Source organism: Streptomyces aureus (genome assembly GCF_000725495.1).
GTDB lineage: Bacteria > Actinomycetota > Actinomycetes > Streptomycetales > Streptomycetaceae > Streptomyces > Streptomyces aureus_B.
Genome location: NZ_JNZD01000032.1, coordinates 39,809 through 63,515, shown reverse-complemented (window position 1 = coordinate 63,515; position 23,707 = coordinate 39,809). Strand labels below are relative to the sequence as shown.

The 23,707-nt window shown below is 72.3% G+C and carries 20 protein-coding genes; 7 read left to right on the top strand and 13 right to left on the bottom strand.

Features of this window, described 5'->3' with window-relative positions:
* Nucleotides 1-72: 72 nt before the first annotated feature.
* Entirely contained in the window at nt 73-477 is a 405-nt protein-coding gene (locus IO36_RS31430) for a RidA family protein (protein ID WP_037624754.1), read from the top strand.
* A 27-nt stretch (nt 478-504) separates the two neighbouring features.
* Here IO36_RS31430 and IO36_RS31425 read toward each other — a convergent pair whose 3' ends face one another.
* Nucleotides 505-1,290 carry a uracil-DNA glycosylase gene (locus IO36_RS31425; protein WP_051901095.1) on the bottom strand — a complete coding sequence of 262 codons (786 nt, stop codon included), beginning with the start codon at nt 1,288-1,290 and terminating at the stop codon, nt 505-507.
* A 155-nt stretch (nt 1,291-1,445) separates the two neighbouring features.
* Here IO36_RS31425 and IO36_RS45075 point away from each other — a divergent pair, with 155 nt between their 5' ends.
* Nucleotides 1,446-2,189 (top strand): RNA-binding S4 domain-containing protein, encoded by a 744-nt coding sequence (locus IO36_RS45075; protein ID WP_245173557.1) that lies wholly within the window; start codon nt 1,446-1,448, stop codon nt 2,187-2,189.
* Nucleotides 2,190-2,257: 68 nt separating this feature from the next.
* On the opposite strand, the gene IO36_RS31415 is transcribed toward IO36_RS45075, so the two are convergent.
* The 3 genes from IO36_RS31415 to IO36_RS31405 form a co-directional block, all read right to left on the bottom strand.
* The gene (locus IO36_RS31415) at nt 2,258-2,707 is read right to left on the bottom strand and encodes a DoxX family protein (protein ID WP_037624752.1); all 450 of its coding nucleotides are present in this window, start codon (nt 2,705-2,707) and stop codon (nt 2,258-2,260) included.
* A gap of 356 nt (nt 2,708-3,063) precedes the next feature.
* On the bottom strand, nt 3,064-3,741 hold the full coding sequence (locus tag IO36_RS31410) for a class I SAM-dependent methyltransferase (protein WP_037624750.1): 678 nt from the start codon (nt 3,739-3,741) through the stop codon (nt 3,064-3,066).
* 120 nt (nt 3,742-3,861) lie between these two features.
* Complete coding sequence (locus tag IO36_RS31405) at nt 3,862-4,905, bottom strand: acyltransferase domain-containing protein (RefSeq protein WP_425535561.1); 1,044 nt, start codon at nt 4,903-4,905, stop codon at nt 3,862-3,864.
* A gap of 35 nt (nt 4,906-4,940) precedes the next feature.
* Here IO36_RS31405 and IO36_RS31400 point away from each other — a divergent pair, with 35 nt between their 5' ends.
* Nucleotides 4,941-5,252, top strand: coding sequence for a DUF6343 family protein (locus tag IO36_RS31400; protein ID WP_209441295.1), 312 nt, complete (start codon nt 4,941-4,943; stop codon nt 5,250-5,252).
* Nucleotides 5,253-5,370: 118 nt separating this feature from the next.
* On the opposite strand, the gene IO36_RS31395 is transcribed toward IO36_RS31400, so the two are convergent.
* The 4 genes from IO36_RS31395 to rpsA form a co-directional block, all read right to left on the bottom strand.
* Complete coding sequence (locus IO36_RS31395) at nt 5,371-5,751, bottom strand: tetratricopeptide repeat protein (protein ID WP_037624745.1); 381 nt, start codon at nt 5,749-5,751, stop codon at nt 5,371-5,373.
* 50 nt (nt 5,752-5,801) lie between these two features.
* The gene (coaE, locus tag IO36_RS31390; protein WP_037624744.1) at nt 5,802-6,410 is read right to left on the bottom strand and encodes a dephospho-CoA kinase; all 609 of its coding nucleotides are present in this window, start codon (nt 6,408-6,410) and stop codon (nt 5,802-5,804) included.
* Nucleotides 6,411-6,491: 81 nt separating this feature from the next.
* Nucleotides 6,492-7,430 (bottom strand): PAC2 family protein, encoded by a 939-nt coding sequence (locus IO36_RS31385; protein ID WP_037624741.1) that lies wholly within the window; start codon nt 7,428-7,430, stop codon nt 6,492-6,494.
* Between the two features lie 162 nt (nt 7,431-7,592).
* Complete coding sequence (rpsA, locus tag IO36_RS31380; RefSeq protein WP_037624739.1) at nt 7,593-9,095, bottom strand: 30S ribosomal protein S1; 1,503 nt, start codon at nt 9,093-9,095, stop codon at nt 7,593-7,595.
* Nucleotides 9,096-9,416: 321 nt separating this feature from the next.
* On the opposite strand from rpsA, the gene IO36_RS31375 reads away from it, so the two are divergent.
* Nucleotides 9,417-10,277 carry a class I SAM-dependent methyltransferase gene (locus IO36_RS31375; protein WP_078943563.1) on the top strand — a complete coding sequence of 287 codons (861 nt, stop codon included), beginning with the start codon at nt 9,417-9,419 and terminating at the stop codon, nt 10,275-10,277.
* Between the two features lie 174 nt (nt 10,278-10,451).
* Nucleotides 10,452-13,235 (top strand): ATP-dependent helicase C-terminal domain-containing protein, encoded by a 2,784-nt coding sequence (locus IO36_RS31370; protein ID WP_037624737.1) that lies wholly within the window; start codon nt 10,452-10,454, stop codon nt 13,233-13,235.
* On the opposite strand, the gene IO36_RS31365 is transcribed toward IO36_RS31370, so the two are convergent.
* From IO36_RS31365 to IO36_RS31360, 3 genes are all read right to left on the bottom strand, one after another.
* Nucleotides 13,225-14,217: a cell envelope lipid trafficking protein PgfA gene (locus IO36_RS31365; protein ID WP_037624735.1), complete on the bottom strand. Its 993-nt coding sequence runs from the start codon at nt 14,215-14,217 to the stop codon at nt 13,225-13,227. The two genes, IO36_RS31370 and IO36_RS31365, sit on opposite strands and share 11 nt — an antisense overlap.
* A gap of 26 nt (nt 14,218-14,243) precedes the next feature.
* Entirely contained in the window at nt 14,244-14,378 is a 135-nt protein-coding gene (locus IO36_RS46315; protein ID WP_107065849.1) for an SPW_0924 family protein, read from the bottom strand.
* Nucleotides 14,379-14,543: 165 nt separating this feature from the next.
* Nucleotides 14,544-16,292 (bottom strand): lytic transglycosylase domain-containing protein, encoded by a 1,749-nt coding sequence (locus IO36_RS31360; protein WP_037624732.1) that lies wholly within the window; start codon nt 16,290-16,292, stop codon nt 14,544-14,546.
* A gap of 243 nt (nt 16,293-16,535) precedes the next feature.
* Between IO36_RS31360 and IO36_RS31355 the strand changes: the two genes are divergently transcribed.
* Nucleotides 16,536-17,390, top strand: coding sequence for a DUF4184 family protein (locus IO36_RS31355; RefSeq protein ID WP_037624730.1), 855 nt, complete (start codon nt 16,536-16,538; stop codon nt 17,388-17,390).
* On the opposite strand, the gene IO36_RS31350 is transcribed toward IO36_RS31355, so the two are convergent.
* Nucleotides 17,311-18,108, bottom strand: coding sequence for a hypothetical protein (locus IO36_RS31350; protein ID WP_037624728.1), 798 nt, complete (start codon nt 18,106-18,108; stop codon nt 17,311-17,313). The genes IO36_RS31355 and IO36_RS31350 overlap by 80 nt on opposite strands.
* A gap of 391 nt (nt 18,109-18,499) precedes the next feature.
* The gene (gene polA, locus IO36_RS31345; RefSeq protein WP_037624725.1) at nt 18,500-21,226 is read right to left on the bottom strand and encodes a DNA polymerase I; all 2,727 of its coding nucleotides are present in this window, start codon (nt 21,224-21,226) and stop codon (nt 18,500-18,502) included.
* Nucleotides 21,227-21,396: 170 nt separating this feature from the next.
* On the opposite strand from polA, the gene IO36_RS31340 reads away from it, so the two are divergent.
* On the top strand, nt 21,397-23,676 hold the full coding sequence (locus tag IO36_RS31340) for an FdhF/YdeP family oxidoreductase (RefSeq protein WP_037624724.1): 2,280 nt from the start codon (nt 21,397-21,399) through the stop codon (nt 23,674-23,676).
* Nucleotides 23,677-23,707: the final 31 nt, after the last annotated feature.

Sequence of the window (23,707 nt, the reverse complement as noted above, 5' to 3'; positions counted from 1 at the left end):
CCGCCCCGGACCCGCATCATCGGCAGGTTGTCCGGCCGTCCCCGTCGACCGATCCATCCAGAGGGAGCCTCCATGGTCCAGCGCGTCACCGTCCCGAGCCTCTTCGCACCGCCCGTCTACGCGCACGCCTCCGTCGTCGAGGCAGGCACGAAGCTGGCCTTCCTGGCCGGGTCCGTGCCGCTCGACGCCGACGGAAAGCTGGTCGGCCCGGGCGACCCCGTGCGCCAGGCCGAGCAGGTCCTGGCCAACCTCGACGAGCAACTGCGCGCCGTGGGCAGCGACATGGCCCATGTCGTGTCGACCGACGTGTACGTGGTCAGCGCCGAGACCGCGGTGCTGTCCGCGGTCTGGGCCGTCGTCGAGGCCTCGGGGCTGAGCATCGGCCCGCACTCCTCGACCCTGCTCGGCGTGGCCTGTCTCGGATACACCGGACAGCTCGTGGAGATCACGGCGACCGCGGTCGTCCCCGAGCGATGACCGCCCGCCGCTCCTGCCACGGAGCTCCTACGGGGTCCGCGTCCTCAGCCCCGCGGACCGTGCCGCCGTGGTCAGGACCTCGCGCAGCATCTCGGGAGTGAGTCGCCCGGTGAAGGTGTTGCGCTGACTGACGTGGAAGCAGCCGAAGAGCTCGATGGAGCCGCGCCCGGCGGCGGTGGCCGGGCCGGGGGCCGGGGCCGTCGGCGCACGGTCGAGGGTCACACGCGCGCCGTGCGCGAACGGCGGGCGCGGCCGGGGCACCGTCCACCCCGCCGCCGCGAAGGCGGGCAGGGCCGCCTGCCAGCCGAACGCCCCGAGGACGACGACCGTGCGCAGGGTGGGCCGCAGCAACTCCAGCTCCCTGACCAGCCAGGGCCGGCAGGTGTCCCGTTCCTCGGGCGTCGGCTTGTTGGCGGGCGGCGCGCAGTGCACCGGAGAGGTGATCCGCACCCCGTACAGCTCCAGGCCGTCGTCCAGGCTCACCGCGGTTCCTCGGGAGGCGAGCCCGACGGCGTGGAGCGCCGCGTACAGGACGTCGCCCGACCGGTCCCCGGTGAACATCCGTCCGGTCCGGTTTCCGCCGTGTGCGGCCGGCGCGAGCCCGACGAGGAGCAGGGAGGCGTCGGGCGGCCCGAAGCCGGGCACCGGACGCCCCCAGTAGGTCTGGTCGGCGAAGGCGGCCCGCTTGGTGGCGGCCACCTCCTCGCGCCAGGCGACGAGCCGCGGGCAGGCCCGGCAACCGGCGATCCGTACGTCGAGGGCGTCGAGATCGTCGGAGCGGGCCGCGTCGTCCGCCGGAACGCTGCTGTCCATCCGACCACCGTACGGCCGCCCGGCCGGTGGGCGACGCCTCCGGCGTGGTCCGTGGTCCGTGCCGCAGCCCGTCATCGATCTCCGCGAGCGCGGCCCGTTCGCCCTGCCAGGAAAAGGCATGCGGTGCGCCGGGCCGCGGGCGTTAGAGTCGGTTCATGGCTTCTCAGGGTGCTGACGGGGAGATGAAGGGCGCGACCGCCGCGGGCGGGCGCGGCGCGGACGGCGCGCGGACCGCCCCGGCCGCTTCGGGAACCACGCCCGAGAACGGAGCCGTGCCCGGCTCCGCAAGCGCCTCCGAGAACGCCTCCAAGGCCTCCCCCGCCGGCACCGAGGCTTCCCGGACCGGCACCCGGTCTTCCGGAGCCGCCTCCGGGACCACCAGCCGGCACTCCCCCGCGGCTTCCGAGACCGCCGCCGTCAAGGCCGCGGTCGCCGCCGGACCCGCCGGGGGCGAGAGCGTACGGGTCGACGCCTGGATCTGGTCCGTCCGTCTCGTCAAAACCCGCTCGATCGGTGCCACGGCCTGCAAGGGCGGCCATGTCCGGGTCAACGGGGAGCGCGTCAAGCCCGCGTACTCGGTCCGGGCGGGCGACGAGGTGCGCGTGTGGCACGAGGGCCGTGAACGGATCGTCGTCGTGAAGCGCGTGATCCGCAAGCGGGTCGGCGCTCCCGTCGCAGCCGAGTGCTACATCGACAACAGCCCGCCGCCACCGCCGCGCGAGGCCGTGGCTCCGGCGGGTGTCCGCGACCGGGGCGCGGGACGTCCGACCAAGCGGGACCGCCGCGACATGGAGCGCCTGCGGGGCATGCAGACGGGCTCGTCCGGCCCCGTCCGGACGACGGGCCCCACCGCCGGCCCGACGGGCACGACCGGCTCCGCGCGGTCCCCCCGCCACTGAACTCTCCCGGCACGCGGAAACGAGGGCTCCCCCGGTCGCGGAGGAGCCCCGTGTCCGGGCTCAGCCCGTCAGGCCGTCCGGTGCAGCCGTCGGCGCACCAGGCGGAGCAGTTCGGCCGTGTGGCCGCGCCGGGCCCAGGCGATCAGGCCGAGCGGCAGCATCAGGATGAGCGGGGTCGCCACGTACGGGCCGTGCACGACGGTGATGTTCACGATGAACGCGCCGACCATCAGCGCGCCAAGCGCGATCGCGGCCACCGCGTCCAGCAGCGGGACCAACAGGGCCAGTCCTCCGGCGAGTTCGAGGGCCCCGATGATGTACATGCCGGTGTGGCCCCAGCCCAGCTTGTCGAACGCCTCCGTCGCCGAGGGGTGGGCGATCAGCTTGGGAAGGGCGCTCGCGAACGCGTAGAACAGGCCGAGGACGATCTGCAGCGCGGTCAGGGAGACGCGGGCGGCGCGGGAGCGGGGGGTGACGGCGGCACGGGTGGCGGCGAGGGGGAGGGTGGTCTCGGACACGGTGGTCTCCTGGGGGAAGCGGTGGCTGCTTTCACCGAGGTAGACCTGAGGGCCGTCAGGAACTCATCGGTCACCAAAGGTATTTGTCGCGGCCGGGGAGCCCGGCCGAAGAGCCCGCACGCCACCACGGAGCCCGGTCCAGGAACCCGCACCCACCGCGGAGCCCGGTCGAGGAACCCCCACGCAGCCGCGGAGCCCGCACACGCGCGCTCACGGAGCCCGGCCGAGGAGCCCCCACGCAGCCGCAGAGCCTGCACACGGCCAAGCAGCCCTCACCCGGTCGAGGTGCCCGCACACGTCCACACCAAGGCCTCGCCCTCGGCACCGGAAGACACCGTCCGGCCCGGCGGCGCCGCTCACCCCTTCACGGCCCTCACCCACATCCCGTCGTCCGTCAGATACCGGTCCACCTTGAGCCCCGCCTCCGCCAGCGCCTCCTCGAAGGCGTCCTTCGTCAGCGGGCGGGCCAGGAACGTCTGGGTCCAGGTGGCGTCCGGGAACGTGTACTCCGCGCGAACCGAGTTGACCCCGTCCCCGACGGGTTCGGCGGACACGATGCGCACGACGAATCCGGACGGGTCTCTTCGCTCACGGGGCACGTCGGTGTGGTAGTTCTCGCCCTCGCGCTGGATCAGCACGCAGCCGTCGTCCGCGACATGCCGGACACACGTGTCCAGGAGCGCCCGCCGCACCCGGACGTCTCCCGCGTGCACCAGGAACGAGGCCAGCAGCACGACGTCGAACGTCTCGCCGAGGTCCAGGTCCTCGATGCTGCCGTGTATCCGGTGCGCCCCTCTGACGTGCTCCAGCATGGCGGCGGATTCGTCCACCGCGGTGACCGCGAAGCCGAGCTCCAGGAGCGGGTGGGTCATCCGGCCGACACCGCTGCCCAGTTCCAGGATGCGCGCCGCGGCCGGAACGGCGGCGGTGATGATGTCCGGCTCCGTCCCGACGGGCAGGCGGGTGTACAGCTCGACCGCGCAGCCGTCCGGTGTGATGGCACCGGGTCCTGTTCCCTCGTGTCCCTGACGCATTTCGATCCTCATACCCGTCCAACGGACGGCTTCCGAGGGCTCGTTCCCCCACCCCCTCACTCGTTCGAGTGAAGTGTTCGAGGGACACGCGTCCGATCACCGGGCTCGGGCGGGGATCGACTACAGCGCGAACCAGCCCCGGCCTCCGTACCAGTGCCCGCCGTCGCGCAGCTGGTCGACGACCGCGCGCTCGACGCTGTTGCGGCGCGGCAGTTCGTCGAGCGGGAGGTCCGGGTCGCCGAAGACGAAGCCGATGGGCAAGGTGTCGTCCGGGGTCCGCTCCTCGTGCACCGGGTGGAAGCGGTCCTGGAAGCGGACGATGTTGGAGTCGGCCGGGAGACGGTGCCTGAGCTGCGGATCGAGCAGCCAGGAGTCGCAGACGGCTATCTCGTGGCGCTCTTCGGGATAGTGACGGGCGAAGAACTCCCGCGCCAGCCCGAGCGACCGGTCGCAGGCCTCCGGGGACAGCGGGCCGCGGAAGTCGGTGATGTGCAGGCTCAGACACGGCGTGCCGGGGCGCGCATCGAGGCCCGCAGCCCCGATCGCAGCCGCCGTGCGCCGTCCCAGGGGTGCCCGCTGGAACTGGAGCCGGCCGAGCTGGAACAGCTCTCCGTGGAAGTGCAGGGCGATCCACCAGGGGAACAGCAGTCCGGGGCCGCCCGCCCTTCTGTGGTGCACGGCCACATGGCGGCCGAGGTCGGCGAGCGTGCGCCGCGACACCTCCTCCGGCACCCCACGCTCCCGGTGGTGGGCGCGGATGTGGGGAAGCGCGGCTATGAACACGTACAGGTGGAAGCAGCGCCCGAGGAGTCCGGCCGTCTCGGGGAACACGGGCGGCTCCCAGCCCTTCCCCATGTCACCCATGTCCCGGACGAAGCGGGTGACGCAGCGGGCCAGCAGGGCCATGGCCCCGGGGTCGGCGGCGAGCCGGGCGCGCAGCGCGACGAGTTCGTTGATGTGTTCATGGGGCACCGCCAGATCGAGCAGGACATCGGGCAGCTCGTCGGTGTCCGGGAGGACCGCCTCCCGCGGGGCGGGACCGCCGTTCTCCAGGTCTCTCAGCCACTCGGCGGTCCTCGCGTCCGCCCGCAACGCCTCCAGCAGCACCGTCGCCTCCCCCGGCGGCCGTCCGCGGACCGCGCTCCCTTGGTGAACGTGCACCACGAAGAGTACGTTTCTTCGTAGGAGTGGTGATCCTGATGCGTACGGGCAGTGAACCGGTGACAGCGCGCAGTGCCCTGCGGATGCGCCTCTGGCTGAGCGTCTGGGGCCTGGTCTGGGCGATCTTCGGTACGGTCGCGTTCATCCTGGTGGGACGACCGGGGTGGGCGGCCGCGTGCGCCGTGCTGTGGGTGGTCGTCACGGTCGACATGACCATGATCCTTCGGCACATCCGGCAGGGCCCGCACTACCAGCCGGGCCGTGACGTCCCGCCGTACGAGCCCGTGGACGAACGGCGGACGTACCGGCCGCCCGAGCGCCGCCGGCCGTCGAGGCCCTCGCATCCCTGAGGCGACCGGATCCGTGCGGGAAGACGGCCCGGCGCACGCTCGGTCGGCCTGGGCTGTCCCGCGACCGGGGCGGACGTCCCGGTGCCGTTGAGCCGCCCCCGGGACCGGCGCGGAAGCTCTACGTGTCGAACTGCGCAGCCTGCAGGTACTGCGGCTTCGGGTCGAGCGCGGCCGCCAGTCTGAAGTGCCGCTTCGCCTGTTCGGGGCGCCGCTGGCGTTCATAGGTGCGGGCGAGCGCGAAGTGCGCGAACGCGTTGTCCGGCTCGCGCTCCAGGACGATCGTGAACTCCAGCTCGGCGGGCCGCAGTTGCGCTGCGGCGAAGAAGGCGCGGGCCCGCAGCAGCCGGGCCGCGGTGTTCTCCGGGTGGGCGGCGATCACCGGGTCGAGCAGCTTCACCGCACCCCGCGGGTCGCGCGCGGCGAGCAGCTGCTCGGCGGCGCGGAAGTCGATGACGTGCGTCTCGGGAGTACGTCCGATCGATCCGCTGGTCTCGGGCACGGCAGAGTCCTTCCCTCGGTGCAAGGGTTCAACGCCCCTTCGGAGGGGCGCTATTCCTGGGGCGTACGGGCTCTGCGCACGAGATCGGCCCATACGTCCGCCACGCGCAGCTCCAGTCGCTCCAGCGGTACGTCGTTGTCGATCACGATGTCGGCGATCGCCAGGCGCTCGTCGCGGGAGGCCTGGGCGGCCATGCGCGCTCGGGCGTCCTCCTCGGTCATGCCGCGCAGGCGGACGAGCCGGTCGAGCTGTGTCTCGGGGCGGGCGTCGACGACGACCACGAGGTCATACAGCGCGGCCAGGCCGTTCTCCGTGAGAAGGGGGACGTCGTGGACGACGACGGCGTCCTTCGGCGCGGCCTCCTCGAGAGCGCGCGACCTGTGGCCGACGAGGGGGTGGACGATCGAGTTGAGGACGGCGAGCCGCTGCGGGTCGGTGAAGACGATCGAGCCGAGCCTGGGCCGGTCGAGACTCCCGTCGGGAGCCAGGACGTCCTCCCCGAAGGCGTCGACGACCGCCGCCAGCCCGGGAGTTCCGGGGGCGACGACCTCGCGCGCGATCCTGTCCGCGTCGATCAGTACCGCGCCGTGCTCGACGAGCAGTCGTGACACTTCGCTCTTGCCGGCGCCGATACCGCCGGTCAGGCCCACCTTCAGCATGCCTCGCAGCTTAGGCCCTGCCTCGGACGGCCCCTCTCCCCGGGAGCCCGATCCCCCGCGGACCCGGGAGGGAGTGAGGGATCAGGCGTCGCCTTCGCGCTCCGCGAGGAAACGCTCGAACTCCTGGCCGATCTCGTCGGCCGAGGGGATGTCGACCGGTTCCGCGAGCATGTTGCCGCGGCTCTCGGCGCCCGCGGCGGCGTCGTACTGGTGCTCAAGGCCCTGGACGAGCGCGACCAGTTCCTCGTCGCCCTCCTGGATCTGACGGTCGATCTCGGTCTGCGTGCGGTGCGCCTCGGTCCGCAGGGCGTGCGCGATCCCGGGCAGCACCAGGCCGGTCGCGGCCGTGATGGACTCCAGGACCGTGAGCGCGGCGTCCGGGTACGCGGAGCGCGCGATGTAGTGGGGCACGTGCGCGGCGACACCGAGGACGTCGTATCCGGCCTCCATGAGGCGGTACTCGACGAGGGACTCGGCGCTCCCGGGGACCTGTGCCTCGTCGAAGGGGCTGCGGTGGCCGGGCACCAGGTCGGTGCGGTTGCCGTGCGGGGTGAGGCCCACCGGTCGGGTGTGCGGGACGCCCATGGGGATGCCGTGGAAGTTCACGCTCAGGCGGACCCCGAGCCGATCCACGATCTGCTGGACGGCGGCGGCGAAGCGCTCCCACTCGGTGTCCGGTTCGGGTCCCGACAGCAGCAGGAACGGCGCGCCGGTGGCGTCCTGCACGAGCCGTACCTCGAGGGTCGGCTCCTCGTACTCGGTCCAGCGGTCGCGCTTGAATGTCAGCAGCGGACGGCGGGCGCGGTAGTCCACGAGCCGGTCGTGGTCGAAGCGGGCCACGACCTGGTGGGGCAGCGAGTCGAGCACCCGGTCGACAATCTGCTCGCCGGTCTCGCCCGCGTCGATGTATCCGTCGAAGTGGTAGAGCATGACCAGACCGGCCGACTCCTGGGCGAGAGCCATGTCGACCACGGCGAGGCCCTTCGGCTCCCATGCGTACAAACCCTGCGGATCAAGCACTGTGACCGCTCCTCCTCGTGTTCATACTGCACAACGTGGCATGGAGCACGGACATTCCCGTCCGGCGCTGGGAGCACGTGGCACAGGTCCGGGCACAGCGAAGCGGGCCCGCACCGGATCGGTGCGGGCCCGCTTCTTTCAGCTACTTGCTAGCGGTGAGCGTCAGCTCTGGCCGCCGGCGAGCTTCTCGCGGAGGGCGGCGAGCGCCTCGTCCGACGCCAGGGCGCCGGAGTTGTCGTCCGACTCCGAGGAGTACGAACCGCCGCCACCCGAGGCAGCCGGAGCCGCGCTCGCGGAGGTGGCACCCTCGGCCTCGGCCTGAGCGTCGGCCTCGCGGGACTTGATGACCTGAGCCTGGTGCTGCTCGAAGCGCTGCTGCGCCTCGGCGTACTGGTTCTCCCAGACCTCGCGCTGCGACTCGAAGCCCTCGAGCCAGTCGTTGGTCTCGGGGTCGAAGCCCTCGGGGTAGATGTAGTTGCCCTGGTCGTCGTACGACGCGGCCATGCCGTACAGGGTCGGGTCGAACTCGACCGAGGCCGGGTCGGCACCGAAGGACTCGTTGGCCTGCTTCAGCGAGAGGCTGATGCGACGACGCTCGAGGTCGATGTCGATCACCTTGACGAAGATCTCGTCGTTGACCTGGACGACCTGCTCCGGGATCTCCACGTGGCGCTCGGCCAGCTCGGAGATGTGGACCAGACCCTCGATGCCCTCGTCCACGCGGACGAACGCACCGAACGGAACGAGCTTCGTGACCTTACCCGGGACGACCTGACCGATCTGGTGCGTACGGGCGAACTGCTGCCACGGGTCTTCCTGCGTCGCCTTGAGCGACAGGGAGACGCGCTCGCGGTCCATGTCGACGTCGAGGACCTCGACGGTGACTTCCTGGCCGACCTCGACAACCTCGGAGGGGTGGTCGATGTGCTTCCAGGAGAGCTCGGAGACGTGCACCAGACCGTCGACGCCACCCAGGTCCACGAAGGCACCGAAGTTGACGATCGAGGAGACGACGCCGGAGCGGACCTGACCCTTCTGCAGGGTGGTGAGGAACGTCTGGCGAACCTCGGACTGGGTCTGCTCCAGCCAGGCGCGGCGGGACAGGACCACGTTGTTGCGGTTCTTGTCCAGCTCGATGATCTTGGCCTCGAGCTCCTTGCCCACGTAGGGCTGGAGGTCGCGGACACGGCGCATCTCGACGAGAGAAGCCGGCAGGAAGCCACGGAGGCCGATGTCGAGGATGAGACCACCCTTGACGACCTCGATGACGGTGCCGGTGACGATGCCGTCCTCTTCCTTGATCTTCTCGATGGTGCCCCAGGCGCGCTCGTACTGGGCGCGCTTCTTCGAGAGGATCAGGCGGCCTTCCTTGTCCTCCTTCTGGAGAACCAGGGCCTCGATCTCGTCGCCGACCTTGACGACCTCGTTCGGGTCGACGTCGTGCTTGATCGAGAGCTCGCGGCTCGGGATGACACCTTCGGTCTTGTAACCGATGTCGAGCAGGACCTCGTCCCGGTCGACCTTCACGATGACGCCGTCGACGATGTCGCCGTCGTTGAAGTACTTGATCGTCTCGTCGATCGCGGCGAGGAAGGCTTCCTCGTTACCGATGTCGTTGACCGCAACCTGCGGGGTGGTGGCGGTGGTCTCGGTGCTGCTCGTCATGTGGGAAAGGGCTCCGGTACGGACAGTGAGTCGTAGGTACTGCTTACGCCGGGAGCCCGTTTCGCCCTGTAGAAGCCGGACAGCCAAGGAAGCGCCCGTTCCGGCCAAGCCGGGTAGGCGCCTCGAGAACCGAGGGGACATACATACAGATGCGAGCACAGCCTGCTATGTCTGAGGAGCGCAGGCCCGCAGCGCAACTTGTAGCATACGGGGGCAGCCGGGCAGGGTCAATGCGCGAAGGCGCACACCCGGGGCGGATCGCCGCAATCCCGGCACAAGACCTGTCTCACAAGGCCACGCGGGCAGTAGGACGCCTCTGTCGTGACACGCCCGAGACGGGTTGGACGGAAGAGTACGACGAGGGAGCCGATCATCCAAGAGCCCGAACCGTTCGAACCGGAAGCCACCCGGCGTGATGCGGATCTCATCGAGAGTTCCCGGGCGAATCGGGGCTGGTGGGACCGGAACGCGGACGACTACCAGATCGAGCACGGCACGTTCCTGGGCGACGACCGCTTCGTGTGGTGCCCCGAGGGTCTCGACGAGGTGGAGGCCGAGCTGCTCGGCCCCGCGGAGGACCTCAAGGACAAGGACGTCCTGGAGATCGGCGCCGGCGCGGCCCAGTGCTCGCGCTGGCTGGCCGGACAGGGCGCGCGCCCTGTCGCCCTGGACCTCTCCCACCGCCAGCTCCAGCACGCGCTGCGCATCGGCGGCGCCGTGCCCCTCGTGGAGGCGGACGCGAGCGCGCTGCCGTTCGCGGACGGCTCCTTCGACCTCGCCTGCTCCGCGTACGGCGCGCTGCCCTTCGTCGCCGACCCGGTGCTGGTGCTGAGGGAGGTCCACCGGGTCCTGCGTCCCGGCGGCCGTTTCGTCTTCTCCGTCACGCACCCGGTCCGCTGGGCGTTCCCGGACGAGCCCGGCCCCGAGGGACTCTCGGTGTCCGCGTCCTACTTCGACCGCACCCCGTACGTGGAGCAGGACGAGGAGGGCCGCGCGGTCTACGTCGAGCACCACAGGACGCTCGGCGACCGGGTGCGCGACGTGGTGGCCGGCGGCTTCCGCCTGGTCGACGTCGTCGAGCCCGAGTGGCCCGCCTGGAACACCCAGGAGTGGGGCGGCTGGTCCCCGCTGCGCGGCAACCTGATCCCGGGCACGGCGATCTTCGTCTGCGAGCGGGACTGACGACTGGGCGGGACCGGCCCGAGGACGGGACGGGCGGGAGGGCCTCCACGCGTGCGTGGGGGCCCTCCGTCTGTTCCTGCCCCCGCGTGGGGCCCTCCCATCGGTTCGTGCCCTCGCGTGGGGCCCTCCCGCCCTTCGGGCCCACCGGTCCCGCGCTCGTACGAGACTGGGGGCGTGATCCGTTACGAAGCCCTGGACGCGCTGCCCGTGCGCGGCGCCCTGCCCGCTCTGGACGACGCCCTGGCGGGGCACGGCGGCGCGGTGCTGGTGGCCCCGCCCGGCACCGGAAAGACGACGCTGGTGCCGCTGGCCCTGGCGGGCCTGCTGGACGGCGGGCGCCCGGCCCGGCGAGTGGTGGTGGCCGAGCCCCGGCGGATCGCGGCGCGGGCCGCCGCCCGGCGCATGGCGTGGCTGCTGGGCGAGGAGGTCGGCGGGAGCGTCGGCTTCACGGTGCGCGGGGAGCGGCGGGTGGGCCCCCACGCGCGCGTGGAGGTGGTCACGACCGGGGTCCTGCTCCAGCGGCTGCAGCGGGACCAGGAGCTCGCGGGCGTCGACGTGGTCGTGCTCGACGAGTGCCACGAACGCCACCTGGACGCCGACACGGTCGCCGCATTCCTGCTGGACGTGCGGGCCGCGCTCCGTCCCGAGCTGCGGCTGGTCGCCGCGTCCGCGACGACGGACGCCGGGGGCTGGGCCCGGCTGCTGGGCGACGCGCCGGTCGTCGAGGCGCAGGGCGTCTCGTATCCGGTCGAGACGGTGTGGGCACCGCCCACGCGTCCCGTACGGCCTCCGCACGGGACGCGGGTGGACCCGGCACTGCTGACGCACGTGGCCTCCACGGTGCGGCGGGCGCTGGCCGAACGGACGGGTGACGTCCTGTGCTTCCTGCCCGGGGTAGGAGAGATCGCGCGGGTCGCCGGGCAGCTGGGCGGTGCCGGGGACGTCGACGTCCTCCAGGTGCACGGGCGGGCTCCGGCGGCCGTCCAGGACGCGGTGCTCACGGCGGGTGCCCGGCGTCGGGTGGTGCTCGCGACCTCGGTGGCCGAGTCGTCGCTGACGGTCCCGGGGGTGCGGGTGGTCGTGGACTCGGGGCTCGCGCGCGAGCCGCGGGTGGACCACGCGCGCGGACTGAGCGCCCTGGCGACCGTACGGGCGTCGCAGGCGGCCGGACGGCAGCGGGCGGGCCGGGCCGGCCGCGAGGCGCCGGGAACGGTCTACCGCTGCTGGGCGGAGGCGGAGGACGGCCGACTGACGCCGTTCCCGGCTCCCGAGATCAAGGTGGCCGACCTGACGGCGTTCGCGCTCCAGGCGGCCTGCTGGGGCGATCCCGACGCATCCGGGCTCGCCCTGCTGGATCCCCCGCCGGGCGGGGCGATGGCGGCGGCGCGGGCCGTCCTGGCGGCCGTGGGCGCGGTCGACGCCGCCGGCCGGGCCACGGAACGCGGGGGGCGGATGGCGCGGGTGGGCCTGCACCCCCGACTGGCGCGGGCCCTGCTGGACGCGGCCCCGCTGGTGGGCGCGGCACAGGCCGCCGAGGTGGTCGCCCTGCTGAGCGAGGAGCCCCCGCGCGAGTACGGGGACGACCTGGCCGCGGTCTGGCGCACCGCGCGGCGCGGCGGCGACGGCTACGCCGCCCGCTGGCGGACCGAGTCCCGCCGCCTGCGCACGGCGGCAGCCGGTCTGACGGACACCACGGCCTCCCCCGGCACCCCCGCTTCTGGTCCGGCCTCGGGAGACACCGGGGCGGCTTCCGTCGGCCGGTCGGCCTCCGGACCTGCCACGGGCACGGGCACTGGCACCGGCCCTGGCCCTGGCCCTGGCCCTGGCCGAGTGTCCTCTGCCGCCTCAACCACCCCAAAGTCCTCAACCGCCCCAAAGTCCTCGCCTGCCTCCCCCGTCGCCCCCACCCCCGCCCCCTCCGTCACCCCTTCCTCTCCGGGCAGCCACGTCGGCCGGCCGGGCAACGCGGCCGGTGCGGGGTCCGGGGACGACCAGGTCGCCGGGCTCGTCGCCGCGCTGGCGTTCCCCGAGCGCGTCGCGAGTCTGCGGGGCGGCTCCCACCTCATGGTCGGCGGCACCCGCGCGGACGCCGGTGAGGGTTCGGTCCTGCGCGGCGCGCCCTGGCTCGCGGTCGCCGTCGCCGACCGCCCCGTCGGCAGGGGACACGCACGGATCCGGCTCGCGGCGGTGATCGACGAGCCGACGGCACGGCGGGGCGCCGCCGGCCTGTACGGCGAGGGCGAGGAGGTCCACTGGGACGGGGGCGATGTCGTCGCCCGGCGGGTGGAGCGGCTCGGGGCCGTGGAGCTGGCCGTGCGGCCGCTGCGCGACGCGGACCCCGGTCTCGTACGGGAGGCGCTGCTGGAGGGGCTGCGGGAAGAGGGGTTCGGGCTGCTGCGCTGGTCGCCGGACGCGATGGTGCTGCGGCAGCGGCTCGCGTTCCTGCGCGGACGGCTCGGCGACCCGTGGCCGGACGTGGACGACGAGGCCCTGCACGCGCGCGTGGGAGAGTGGCTGGAGCCGGAGCTGAGCCGTGCGCGGCGGCGGGCGGACCTGGCGCGTATCGACGCCGGGCAGGCGCTGAACCGGCTGCTGCCCTGGGCGACGGGGGAGGCGGCCCGGCTCGACGAGCTCGCGCCCGAGCGGATCGAGGTGCCGAGCGGTTCGAGGATCCGGGTCGACTACTCCGACCCGGCGCGGCCGGTGCTCGCGGTGAAACTGCAGGAGATGTTCGGGCTGCAGGCGTCTCCCGTCGTCGCCGGGGTGCCCGTGCTCGTGCACCTCCTGTCCCCCGCGGGCCGGCCGGCCGCGGTGACCGCCGATCTCGCGTCCTTCTGGAAGGACGGTTACAAGGGGGTGCGTGCGGAGCTGCGCGGCCGCTATCCGAAGCACCCCTGGCCCGAGGACCCGGCCACCGCCGAGCCGACGCGGTTCACCAACGCGCGGCTCAGGCGCTGACGGGCTCGGGGTCGGTGGCCGGGGCGGGCGTGGGCTCACCGGGCCTGCGGCCGCGGGCCTCCAGGTACAGCGACAGGGCCAGCAGGGCCGCGCCGAGGAGCAGGAAGCCCCAGGGGAGGTAGGAGGTCATCAGCAGGACGAGGGTGCGGTTGGCCTTGACGAGGTCGACGGTGTGCCGGATGTAGTCCTCGCGCATCTTCACGTCTCCGGAGAAGGCGGTCACCTTGTCCCGGCCCCCCAGGAGCGTGCCGCCGCGCAGTTCCTCCTTGTGGCTCTCCTCGCCGTAGACGGGTGCCCCGGTGACCGGTTCGACCCAGAACCTGCGGACCGTGGTGTACCAGCGGGTGGTGCCGGTCTTGGCCAGGGACTCGGGGGTGACGCCCTGGACGGGCATGATCTTGGGGAACCGCACCTTGGTCCAGGGGATGGTCTGCTCGAAGTAGTAGACCTCGACGCCCCGGAAAGTCCTGGTCCCCTTGTAGTGGATGGGCGCCGAGGTGCGGGTCTGCGCGTCGAAGTACTCGTAGTCCCGCTTCTCGGTCCTGAAGGGCCACTTGAACTCGATGCCCCGGCGGGTGACGGGGTCGCCGTCGACGGACTCGCCGGTGGCGTGGACGGGTTCCTGGCTGTGCGCGTCGAAGATGTAGCGCTCCGGGAGCTTGGAGACCATCTTCCCGTCGGGGCCCTGGACGTAGGACAGGGAGTCCCAGACGACGACGTCACGGCCGGCACTGCGCTCGATCTTCTCGGATGCCTCGACGTTGCCCTTGAGGGTCTGCACGACGGTGACCTTGGAGACCTTCCTTGCCTTCATGGTGCCGTAATCGAGGAGGGTCGCGTCCTTCGCCTCCAGCACCATGTCCTGGTACTGGCCGGCCGGGATCTTGGCGAGGCGCGGGAAGGCGTACCAGCGCAGCAGCGGGGACAGCGCCGCGAAGAACACGGCGAGCGCGAGCAGGATCAGGCTTGCCTTGCGGCGCATCTCGGCGGCCCTCCCGGTGCGTTGGGTCAGGGGTGCTGGGGGACGGTGGTGAGCAGCGGCCTGGGCGAGGTGTGTCCGGCCGGCGAGCCCATGGCCGTGACGGCCAGGACCAGCGCGAGCGCGGCGGCGAGGCCGGTCGCGGCGGCGATGAGGGCACGCATACGGGCCTCCCGGAGCAGGAGCTGATACATCGTCAGGTCCGGCACCGTAGCAACGGCGGCCCGAGATGAGAACACGTCGTACGCACAACGGATCAGGGCGCCCCCTCGGCGTGAGCCGGGAGGGCGCCCTGGGACGAGCCGTGGCCGCGCCGGGGCGGCGCGGTTCTACGAGGCCGTGGCCGGAGGCGTGGCGGAAGGCGTGGCGGGGGTGGTGGTCTCGGCGGCGGCCACCGTCAGTTCGACGGTCAGCGTCGCCCCGCCCGCGGTGGTGACGCGGAGCAGGAAGGTGCCGGTGGTGTCGTCGGCGTAGAGCTTCGGCAGCTTGAGCAGGCCGTCGGCGTCCGTGGTGAGGGCGGCGAGGGTGCGGACGGGCTTGCCGTCGGCGTCCTTGAAGTAGGGGCCCTTGTCGTTCTCGCCCGTGTCGTCGGCGGACTTGACCAGGGTCGCGGTCGCGGCGACCTTGCCCGCGGGGGCGCCCTTGTAGGTGGCCTTCAGCTCGACCTGGTCGGCGAACTCGCCGCCCGGGACGCAGGTCAGCGCGGTGTCGCCGGTGCGGGCCAGGGTGTCGGCCCGGCGCTCGGTGACGCTCGCGGTGTAGTCGAGGCCGGCCATGACGCGGCCCACGACGGTGACGCGGACCGTGAAGTCGCCCGTCTTCTCCCCCGCCACCAGGGCGGGCGCGGTGGCGGTGCCGGTCTTGTCGGTGACCAGGGTGGCCACGCTCTCGCCGCCGGTGAAGGTGGCGTCGGTGTCACCGACGATCGAGAAGCGCACCCGCACCTTGGCCACGGCCTTGCCGGCCTTGTCGTCGGTGCGCACGGCGATCTTCTGCGCGAACGTGTCCCCCGCCGTCGCCGTGAGCTTCCCGGAGCCCACGTTCGTCAGGTGGTCGACCGTCTCGGTGGGCGTCGGCGTGGGCGTGGGCGTCCCCGTCGGCGGCTGCGTGGGCGGCGGGGTCGGGGTGGCGGGCGGGGTCGGCTTCGGGGAGGGGCTCTTCGGCCCGTCCGGCCGGGGGCTGCTCGGCGGGGACGGCTGCGGGGGCGTGGGGCTGGGGCTCGGCGAGGTGGGCTCGTCGCTGTGGTGCGAGGGCAGCGTGCCGGTGCCGTCGGGCACCTCGTGCGTGCCCTTGCGGTAGTACTCGAGCCACGACAGGACGGTGTTGAGGTACGCCGTCGAGTTGTTGTAGCTGAGGATCGCCGCGTTCATCTGGGCCTGGACGGCCATGTCGTGGTCGAAGCGGCAGAGGTAGTGCCCGGCGGCCAGCGCCGCGTCGAAGATGTTGTTGGGGTCCTTCTTGCCGTCGCCGTTGCCGTCACGGCCCGCCCACGCCCAGGTGGAGGGGATGAACTGCATGGGGCCCACCGCGCGGTCGTACGTGCTGTCGCCGTCGAACGCGCCGTGGTCGGTGTCCTTGATGCTGGCGAAGCCGTTGCCGTTGAGGACCGGACCGAGGATGGGCGAGAAGGTGGTGCCGTTCGCGTCGACGCGGCCGCCCCGGGCCTGGCCCGACTCGACCTTGCCGATGGCGGCCAGCAGCTGCCAGGGCATGTTGCAGGTCGGCTTCGACTCCCGCAGCGACGACTCGGCCTGCTTGTAGGCGGCCAGCACCGTCGCGGGGATGCCCGCCTCGGCGGAGCCCGTGGCGGCGGGCGTCTGGCTTCCCGTGGTCGGCGCGGGGTTGGGGCTCTGCAGGGGCGGGAGGTCCGTGAAGTAGCGCGAGTTGCCGGTCGCGGTGCCGTCGCCGCCTCCGGTGTCGCCCGTACCCAGGCCGAGGTCGGCGCCCGTGGACTGTCTGCCGTGGTCGTCGACGGTCACTCCCGGGGCCTGGGAAGCGGACAGGGCCGCGACCGCGACCGCGGCCACAGCGGTGGTTGCCGCGCCCTTGCGCAGCCTCCTGCCGAATTGCGCCGCCATCCTTAGAACCCCTCCCGTGGACGACCGGGATGCCCCGTCGTCGCTCAGACCTGTGCGATGCCGCTGATTCCGGCCGCGCTCCCCCGCACGGCAACCCAAGTGACCCTACGACAACTTCCGTTGCCCAGGGAGCTGTTCGCGCCCGATATTCACCACTTGGCCATGTACCGTCGTCACGCATACTGGCCTCTGGTGATCAACCGGCCGACCATAGCCGGTCAACAGGTGACGCAGGGGGATGTTTTGCCGTTCACTCTCAGTCACGCGGCCGCGGTGCTGCCCGCGATACGCGGGGACGGAAACGGCCGCGGCCGACTGATTCCCGCCGTTCTCGTGGCGGGCTCCTTCGCCCCCGACCTGACCTACTACGCGGCGAGCGTCGTGCCCGGCGCGATGGAGTTCGGCACGTTCACCCACTCGTTCACCGGAGTGTTCACCGTCGATGTGCTCATCGCATGGATGCTGGTGGGTGCCTGGCTGATCCTGCGCGAGCCGCTCGTCGCCCTGATGCCCGCGGCACGAGCGGGGCGCACGGCACAGCTCCTGCGCTGTGGAGCCGCGCGCGAGCCGGTGCGCGCGCCGATCGCGTGGTGGTGGTACGCCTCCGCCGCGCTCGGCGCGCTGACCCATGTGGTGTGGGACGCGTTCACGCATCACGACCGGTGGGGAGTCGAGCTCCTGCCCGTCCTCGGACGGACCCTCGCGGGCCAGCCGCTGTACTGGTACGTCCAGTACGGCAGTTCGGCGGTCGCGGCCGTCGTGATCGTGGCCTTCGTGGTGCGGGCGCTGCGCCGGGCTCCGGACGGCCCCCTCGTCGCCGTGCCCGTACTGTCCGCCGCCGACCGCCGGCTGGCCTTCGCGGTGATCGGCGGCCTCGCGCTGGCCGCCGCGGTGCAGCGGGCGGTGCGCTGGTGGGCGTACTGGAAGTCCGTGGCGAAGCCGTGGGAGCTCATTCCGCCGCTGTGCTTCGGCGGCGGCGCCGGCCTGGTCCTCGGCCTGTGCCTGTACGTCGTGGCGGTCAGGATCTGGCGTCCCGCTCCGGCTCGTCCCGGTCCCGCTCCGGCGCCTGCGGAGCCGAGCCGTCCCGGCGCACGCTGACCGGGGCGCCGGCGGCGAGCGTGCGAAGCAGCCCGCGTCCCTGGCCGAGGCTCCGGTGCACGGCCCGCACGACCCGCTGGACGACCCCGGCGCCGTAGGCCGGCGTCGGCTGGTCGTACGACAGGACGATGACGCGGTAGCTGCGGGCCGGGCCGGTGAAGGTACCGATGCCGTGGACGCGCCCGCCGTTCCCGGCCCGGGGCAGCCGGCCCGCCGAGGTGTGCGCCCCCAGGGCGCGCGTGAGGCCGAAGAACGCGCCACGGCCCCGGCCGTCGCGGAGCCGGGCGAGCAGCCGCAGTCGGTGCGCGCCGGAGCTCAGGACCGCGCGGACGCCGTCGGCCAGCGCCACGGGCAGCCGCCGGACCCGGGCGCCCGCGGGGCGGGCACCGACGTCCGCCGGGACCGGGTCGGGCACCGACACCAGGACCGTCCCCGGACGCGCGGACAGTGCCGCCTGCAGATCGCGGGACAGCCGGGCCCCGAAGTCCTCCTCGCGGTCCTCGTCCGCGCGGGAGGGGCTCGCCCGGAAAAGGCCGGATCCCGGCAGCTGGACGGTGGCCGCTTCGGCCGCGACCGCGGGGACCTGCGCGAACAGCACCGGGACGACGGCCGCGGCCACCGTGGCGGTCGCGACCACCACCGTGGTGGCCATGGCGGTCCGGCGATGGACGGTGCGCAACCCCAGGGCCGTACGGCGGTGCGGCGTGCGTATACCCATGCCCGCATCCTCACGGCACCCCAAGGACCGGGGCTCCCCGGGAGAGCCAGGCGGGTGACGGCCCGGGACGCCAGGAGGTGACGGCCTGGAGCGCCACGAGCGACGGCCCCGGGGCGCGTCCCCGGCCACCGGGCACGGGAGCACGGACACCCGGCCCCGGCGAGGAGGGCACCCGTCCCGGCCCCCGCCGTGGTCCACGGAGCAGCGCCCCCGCGCCCGAGGCCGAAGGCCACCCCCAGGGAGGCAGGGTCACCGCAGCACCGCGGCGCAGCCGGGGATGTCTGAACCCCGCCCGGAAACCGGGGCACACCTGAAAACCGGCCGCGGAACCGGGCGCCCGGCACCTTGAAGGTGCCGGGCCCCCGCCCTTCTGGTGACGCGGCGCGGTGCCCTAGTGCGCGGCCGACTCCCAGTCACGGCCCGCGCCGACCGAGACGTCCAGCGGGACGTCCAGCTGGACGGCCGAGGCCATCTCGTGGCGCAGCAGCTCCTCGGTGCGCTCCCGCTCACCGGGAGCGATCTCCAGGACGATTTCGTCATGGACCTGGAGCAGCATGCGGGAGTCGAGCTTCGCCTCGCGCAGCGCCCGGTCCACGTTCAGCATCGCGATCTTGACGATGTCGGCGGCGGTGCCCTGGATGGGCGCGTTCAGGGCCATCCGCTCGGCCGCCTCACGGCGCTGCCGGTTGTCGCTGTTGAGGTCGGGCAGGTAACGGCGGCGTCCGAAGAGCGTCGCGGTGTAGCCGGTGGCCCGGGCCTCGTCGACCGCGCGGCGCAGATAGTCCCGTACTCCGCCGAACCGCTCGAAGTAGGTGTCCATCAGCGCACGGGCCTCGCCCGCCTCGATGTTCAGCTGCTGCGACAGACCGAAGGCCGAGAGCCCGTAGGCGAGGCCGTACGACATCGCCTTGATCTTGCGGCGCATCTCCGCGTCGACCGCGGACCGCTCGACCGAGAACACCTGGGAGGCGACGGTGGTGTGCAGGTCCTCACCGGAGGTGAACGCCTCCAGCAGCCCCTCGTCCTCGGACAGATGGGCCATGACCCGCAGTTCGATCTGGCTGTAGTCCGCGGTCATGAGGCATTCGAAGCCCTCCCCGACGACGAACCCGCGGCGGATCGCACGGCCCTCGTCCGTGCGCACCGGGATGTTCTGGAGGTTCGGATCGGTCGACGACAGCCGGCCGGTCGCCGCCACCGTCTGGTTGAACGTCGTGTGGATACGCCCGTCCGTCGCGATCGTCTTGATCAGACCCTCGACGGTGGACCGCAGCTTCGCCTGCTCACGGTGCCGCAGCATGATCACGGGCAGTTCGTTCTCGGTCTGCGTCGCCAGCCAGGCCAACGCGTCCGCGTCCGTCGTGTAACCCGTCTTCGTCTTCTTCGTCTTCGGCAGGGCCAGTTCACCGAAGAGGACTTCCTGCAGCTGCTTGGGCGAACCGAGGTTGAACTCGTGCCCGGCCGCCGCGTGCGCCTCCTTCACGGCCTGCTGCACCGCGCCCGCGAACATCTGCTCCATGGCCTCCAGATGCGCGCGGTCCGCGGCGATGCCGTGCCGCTCCAGACGCGCCAGCAGGCTGGAGGTGGGCAGCTCCATGTCCCGCAGCAGATCCGCGGCCCCGACCTCCTGGAGCTTCTCGCCGAACGCCTCCCCGAGATCGAGGATCGTGCGGGCCTGCGCCATCAGCGCGTCGGCCTCGGCCTGCTCGTCCGTACCGAACGCGAGCTGTCCGTCGGCCGCGGCGGCGGGCCCGAGCTCCCGGCCCAGGTACTCCAGGGACAGCGCGTCCAGCGCGAAGGAACGACGGCCCGGCTTGACCAGGTAGGCGGCGAGCGCCGTGTCCATGGTCACGCCCTCGATGCTCCAGCCGTGCTCGGCGAAGACCCGCATCGCGCCCTTGGCGTTGTGCATCACCTTGTGCCTGCCGGCGTCGGCGAGCCACGCGGCGAACGCGTTCTCGTCCGCCTCGTCCAGCCGGGACGGGTCGAACCAGACCGCGGGACCCTCGCCCGTGGCCAGCGCCACCTCGGCGACCGACCCCGAACCCAGCGCCCACGAGTCCACCGTGGACACGCCCAGCACCGCGGTGCCGTGCCCGGCGAGCCACGGCGCGAGCTCTCCCGCGCCCAGCACCGCTCCGTCGATGTCGACGCCCTCGACGGCCGGCCGGGCCTCCTCGGCCTCCGCGGCGCCCGGATCCACGGCGAGCAGCCGCTCGCGCAGGGAGGGGTTACGGATCTCCAGCGTGTCCAGGACCATCGCCAGCGCCGTGCGGTCGTACGCCGCGCGCTCCAGGTCCGCGACCGTCCGCGGCAGCTCGACGTCCTTGACCATCTCCGTGAGACGGCGGTTGAGCTTCACCGCCTCCAGGTGGTCGCGCAGGTTCTGGCCGGCCTTGCCCTTGACCTCCTCGACCCGCTCGACCAGCTCCGCGAACGAACCGAACTGGTTGATCCACTTCGCGGCCGTCTTCTCGCCCACCCCGGGAATGCCCGGCAGGTTGTCCGACGGGTCACCGCGCAGCGCCGCGAAGTCCGGGTACTGCGCCGGCGTCAGCCCGTACTTCTCGAAGACCTTCTCCGGAGTGAACCGGGTCAGCTCCGAGACGCCCTTCGTCGGGTACAGCACCGTCGTGTGTTCGGAGACGAGCTGGAAGGAGTCACGGTCGCCCGTGACGATCAGCACCTCGAAACCCTCGGCCTCGGCCTGGGTCGCCAGCGTCGCGATGATGTCGTCGGCCTCGAAGCCGTCGACCGCGAACCGCTGCGCGTGCATCGCGTCCAGCAGCTCGCCGATCAGCTCGACCTGCCCCTTGAACTCGTCCGGGGTCTTCGACCTGTTCGCCTTGTACTCGGTGAACTCCTCCGAACGCCAGGTCTTGCGCGACACGTCGAACGCCACGGCGAAATGCGTGGGCGACTCGTCGCGCAGCGTGTTCGCCAGCATCGACGCGAAACCATAGATGGCGTTCGTCGGCTGACCCGTCGCGGTGGTGAAGTTCTCCGCGGGCAGCGCGAAGAACGCGCGGTAGGCCAGCGAGTGCCCGTCCATGAGCATCAGGCGCGGGCGGCCCGTACCTGCGGTTTTCTCGGTCTTCTTCGATGCTGTCTCTGCCACACCCCCGATCCTGCCACGGCCCGCTGACAACGCGGGCCCTCCCGGCCCCGCGCACCGGCCTCCCGCCCCGGATTCCCACAACCCACGGCCAAGGCTGTCGGCCACGCGTGCGAGGATCGAAGAGGTACGAACACACGCACACCGCCGTGCGCACGCGAAGGGGTTCAGCGATGGCCAGCAAGCCGCCGAAAAGCGATCCGGTCCAGGACGCTCCGCAGGTAGCCGAACCCAAGCACGCCGCCGCCGGACTCCCCGCCATCGGACACACCCTGCGCATCGCCCAGCAGCAGATGGGCGTCCGCCGCACCGCGCTCACCCTCCTGCGCGTCAACCAGAAGGACGGCTTCGACTGTCCCGGCTGCGCCTGGCCCGAGCCCGAGCACCGGCACACCGCCGAGTTCTGCGAGAACGGCGCCAAGGCCGTCGCCGAGGAAGCGACCCTGCGCCGCGTCACCCCGGACTTCTTCGCCGCGCACCCCGTCTCCGACCTCGCCGGCCGCAGCGGCTACTGGCTCGGCCAGCAGGGCCGCCTCACCTACCCCATGTACCTCCCCGAGGGCGCCGACCACTACCAGCCCGTCGGCTGGGACCGCGCCTTCGAGATCGTCGCCGAGGAGATCGCCGCGCTCGGCTCCCCCGACGAGGCGCTCTTCTACACCTCCGGCCGCACCAGCAACGAAGCCGCGTTCCTCTACCAGCTCTTCGCCCGCGAACTCGGCACGAACAACCTGCCCGACTGCTCGAACATGTGCCACGAGTCGTCCGGCTCCGCGCTCAACGAGACGATCGGCATCGGCAAGGGCAGCGTCCTGCTGGAGGACCTCTACAAGGCGGACCTGATCATCGTCGCCGGACAGAACCCCGGCACGAACCACCCGCGCATGCTCTCCGCCCTGGAGAAGGCCAAGGCCAACGGCGCGAAGATCATCACCGTCAACCCGCTGCCCGAAGCGGGCATGGAACGCTTCAAGAACCCGCAGACCCCCCAGGGCATGGTCAAGGGCGCGGCCCTGACCGATCTCTTCCTCCAGATCCGCATCGGCGGCGACCAGGCGCTCTTCCGCCTGCTGAACAAGCTCATCCTGGACACCGAGGGCGCCGTCGACGAGACGTTCGTCGCCGAACACACCCACGGATATGAGGCCTTCACCGAGGCCGCCCGCGCCGCCGACTGGGACGAGACCCTCACCGCGACCGGCCTCACCCGCGACAGCATCGACGAAGCCCTGAGGATGGTCCTCGCTTCCGAGCGCACCATCGTGTGCTGGGCGATGGGCCTCACCCAGCACAAGCACTCCGTCCCCACCATCCGCGAGGTCGTCAACTTCCTGCTGCTGCGGGGCAACATCGGCCGCCCCGGCGCCGGCGTCTGCCCCGTCCGCGGCCACTCCAACGTCCAGGGCGACCGCACGATGGGCATCTTCGAACGCCCCGCCCCCGCGTTCCTCGACGCCCTGGAGAAGGAGTTCGGCTTCACGGCACCCCGCGAACACGGCTACGACGTCGTCGGCGCCATCCGCGCCCTGCGCGACGGCGACGCCAAGGTGTTCTTCGCCATGGGCGGCAACTTCGTCTCCGCCTCCCCCGACACCGACGTCACCGAGGCGGCCATGCGACGCGCCCGCCTCACCGTCCACGTCTCCACCAAGCTCAACCGCTCGCACGCCGTCACCGGCGCGCGCGCCCTCATCCTGCCCACCCTCGGACGCACCGAACGCGACCTCCAGAGCAGCGGCGAACAGTTCGTGACCGTCGAGGACTCCATGGGCATGGTGCACGCCTCACGCGGCCGCCTGGAGCCCGCGAGCCCCCACCTGCTGTCCGAACCCGCCATCGTCGCCCGCCTCGCCCGCGCGGTCCTCGGCGAGGCCAGCACCACTCCCTGGGAAGAATTCGAGAAGGACTACGCGACCGTCCGCGACCGCATCGCCCGCGTGATCCCCGGCTTCCAGGACTTCAACGCGCGCGTGGCCGACCCCGCCGGCTTCGCCCTCCCCCACGCCCCCCGCGACGAACGCCGCTTCCCGACGGCCACCGGCAAGGCCAACTTCACCGCCGCACCCGTCGAACACCCCGAACTCCCCGCGGGCCGCCTGCTCCTGCAGACCCTGCGCTCCCACGACCAGTACAACACCACCATCTACGGACTCGACGACCGATACCGGGGCATCAAGAACGGCCGACGCGTCGTCCTCGTCAACCCCGACGACGCCCGCGAGCTGAAGATCGCCGACGGCTCCTACGTCGACCTGGTCGGCGAATGGAAGGACGGCGTCGAACGCCGCGCCCCCGGCTTCCGCGTCGTGCACTACCCCACCGCCCGCGGCTGCGCCGCCGCCTACTACCCCGAGACCAACGTCCTGGTCCCCCTCGACTCGACCGCCGACACCAGCAACACCCCTGCCAGCAAATCCGTGGTCGTCCGTCTGGAACAATCGACAGCCGACTGAGCGTTCGCTCAGCAGGAGACCTCCGCGACGC

Excerpts from the sequence above, each read along its gene's own strand:
- coaE (WP_037624744.1), bottom strand. The coding sequence starts at position 6,410 with ATGCTGAAGGTGGGCCTGACCGGCGGTATCGGCGCCGGCAAGAGCGAA.
- IO36_RS31340 (WP_037624724.1), top strand. The coding sequence starts at position 21,397 with ATGGCCAGCAAGCCGCCGAAAAGCGATCCGGTCCAGGACGCTCCGCAG.
- IO36_RS31350 (WP_037624728.1), bottom strand. The coding sequence starts at position 18,108 with ATGGGTATACGCACGCCGCACCGCCGTACGGCCCTGGGGTTGCGCACC.
- rpsA (WP_037624739.1), bottom strand. The coding sequence starts at position 9,095 with ATGACGAGCAGCACCGAGACCACCGCCACCACCCCGCAGGTTGCGGTC.
- IO36_RS46315 (WP_107065849.1), bottom strand. The coding sequence starts at position 14,378 with ATGCGTGCCCTCATCGCCGCCGCGACCGGCCTCGCCGCCGCGCTCGCG.
- IO36_RS31430 (WP_037624754.1), top strand. The coding sequence starts at position 73 with ATGGTCCAGCGCGTCACCGTCCCGAGCCTCTTCGCACCGCCCGTCTAC.
- IO36_RS31365 (WP_037624735.1), bottom strand. The coding sequence starts at position 14,217 with ATGCGCCGCAAGGCAAGCCTGATCCTGCTCGCGCTCGCCGTGTTCTTC.
- IO36_RS31410 (WP_037624750.1), bottom strand. The coding sequence starts at position 3,741 with ATGCGTCAGGGACACGAGGGAACAGGACCCGGTGCCATCACACCGGAC.
- IO36_RS45075 (WP_245173557.1), top strand. The coding sequence starts at position 1,446 with ATGGCTTCTCAGGGTGCTGACGGGGAGATGAAGGGCGCGACCGCCGCG.
- IO36_RS31425 (WP_051901095.1), bottom strand. The coding sequence starts at position 1,290 with ATGGACAGCAGCGTTCCGGCGGACGACGCGGCCCGCTCCGACGATCTC.
- IO36_RS31360 (WP_037624732.1), bottom strand. The coding sequence starts at position 16,292 with ATGGCGGCGCAATTCGGCAGGAGGCTGCGCAAGGGCGCGGCAACCACC.
- IO36_RS31400 (WP_209441295.1), top strand. The coding sequence starts at position 4,941 with ATGCGTACGGGCAGTGAACCGGTGACAGCGCGCAGTGCCCTGCGGATG.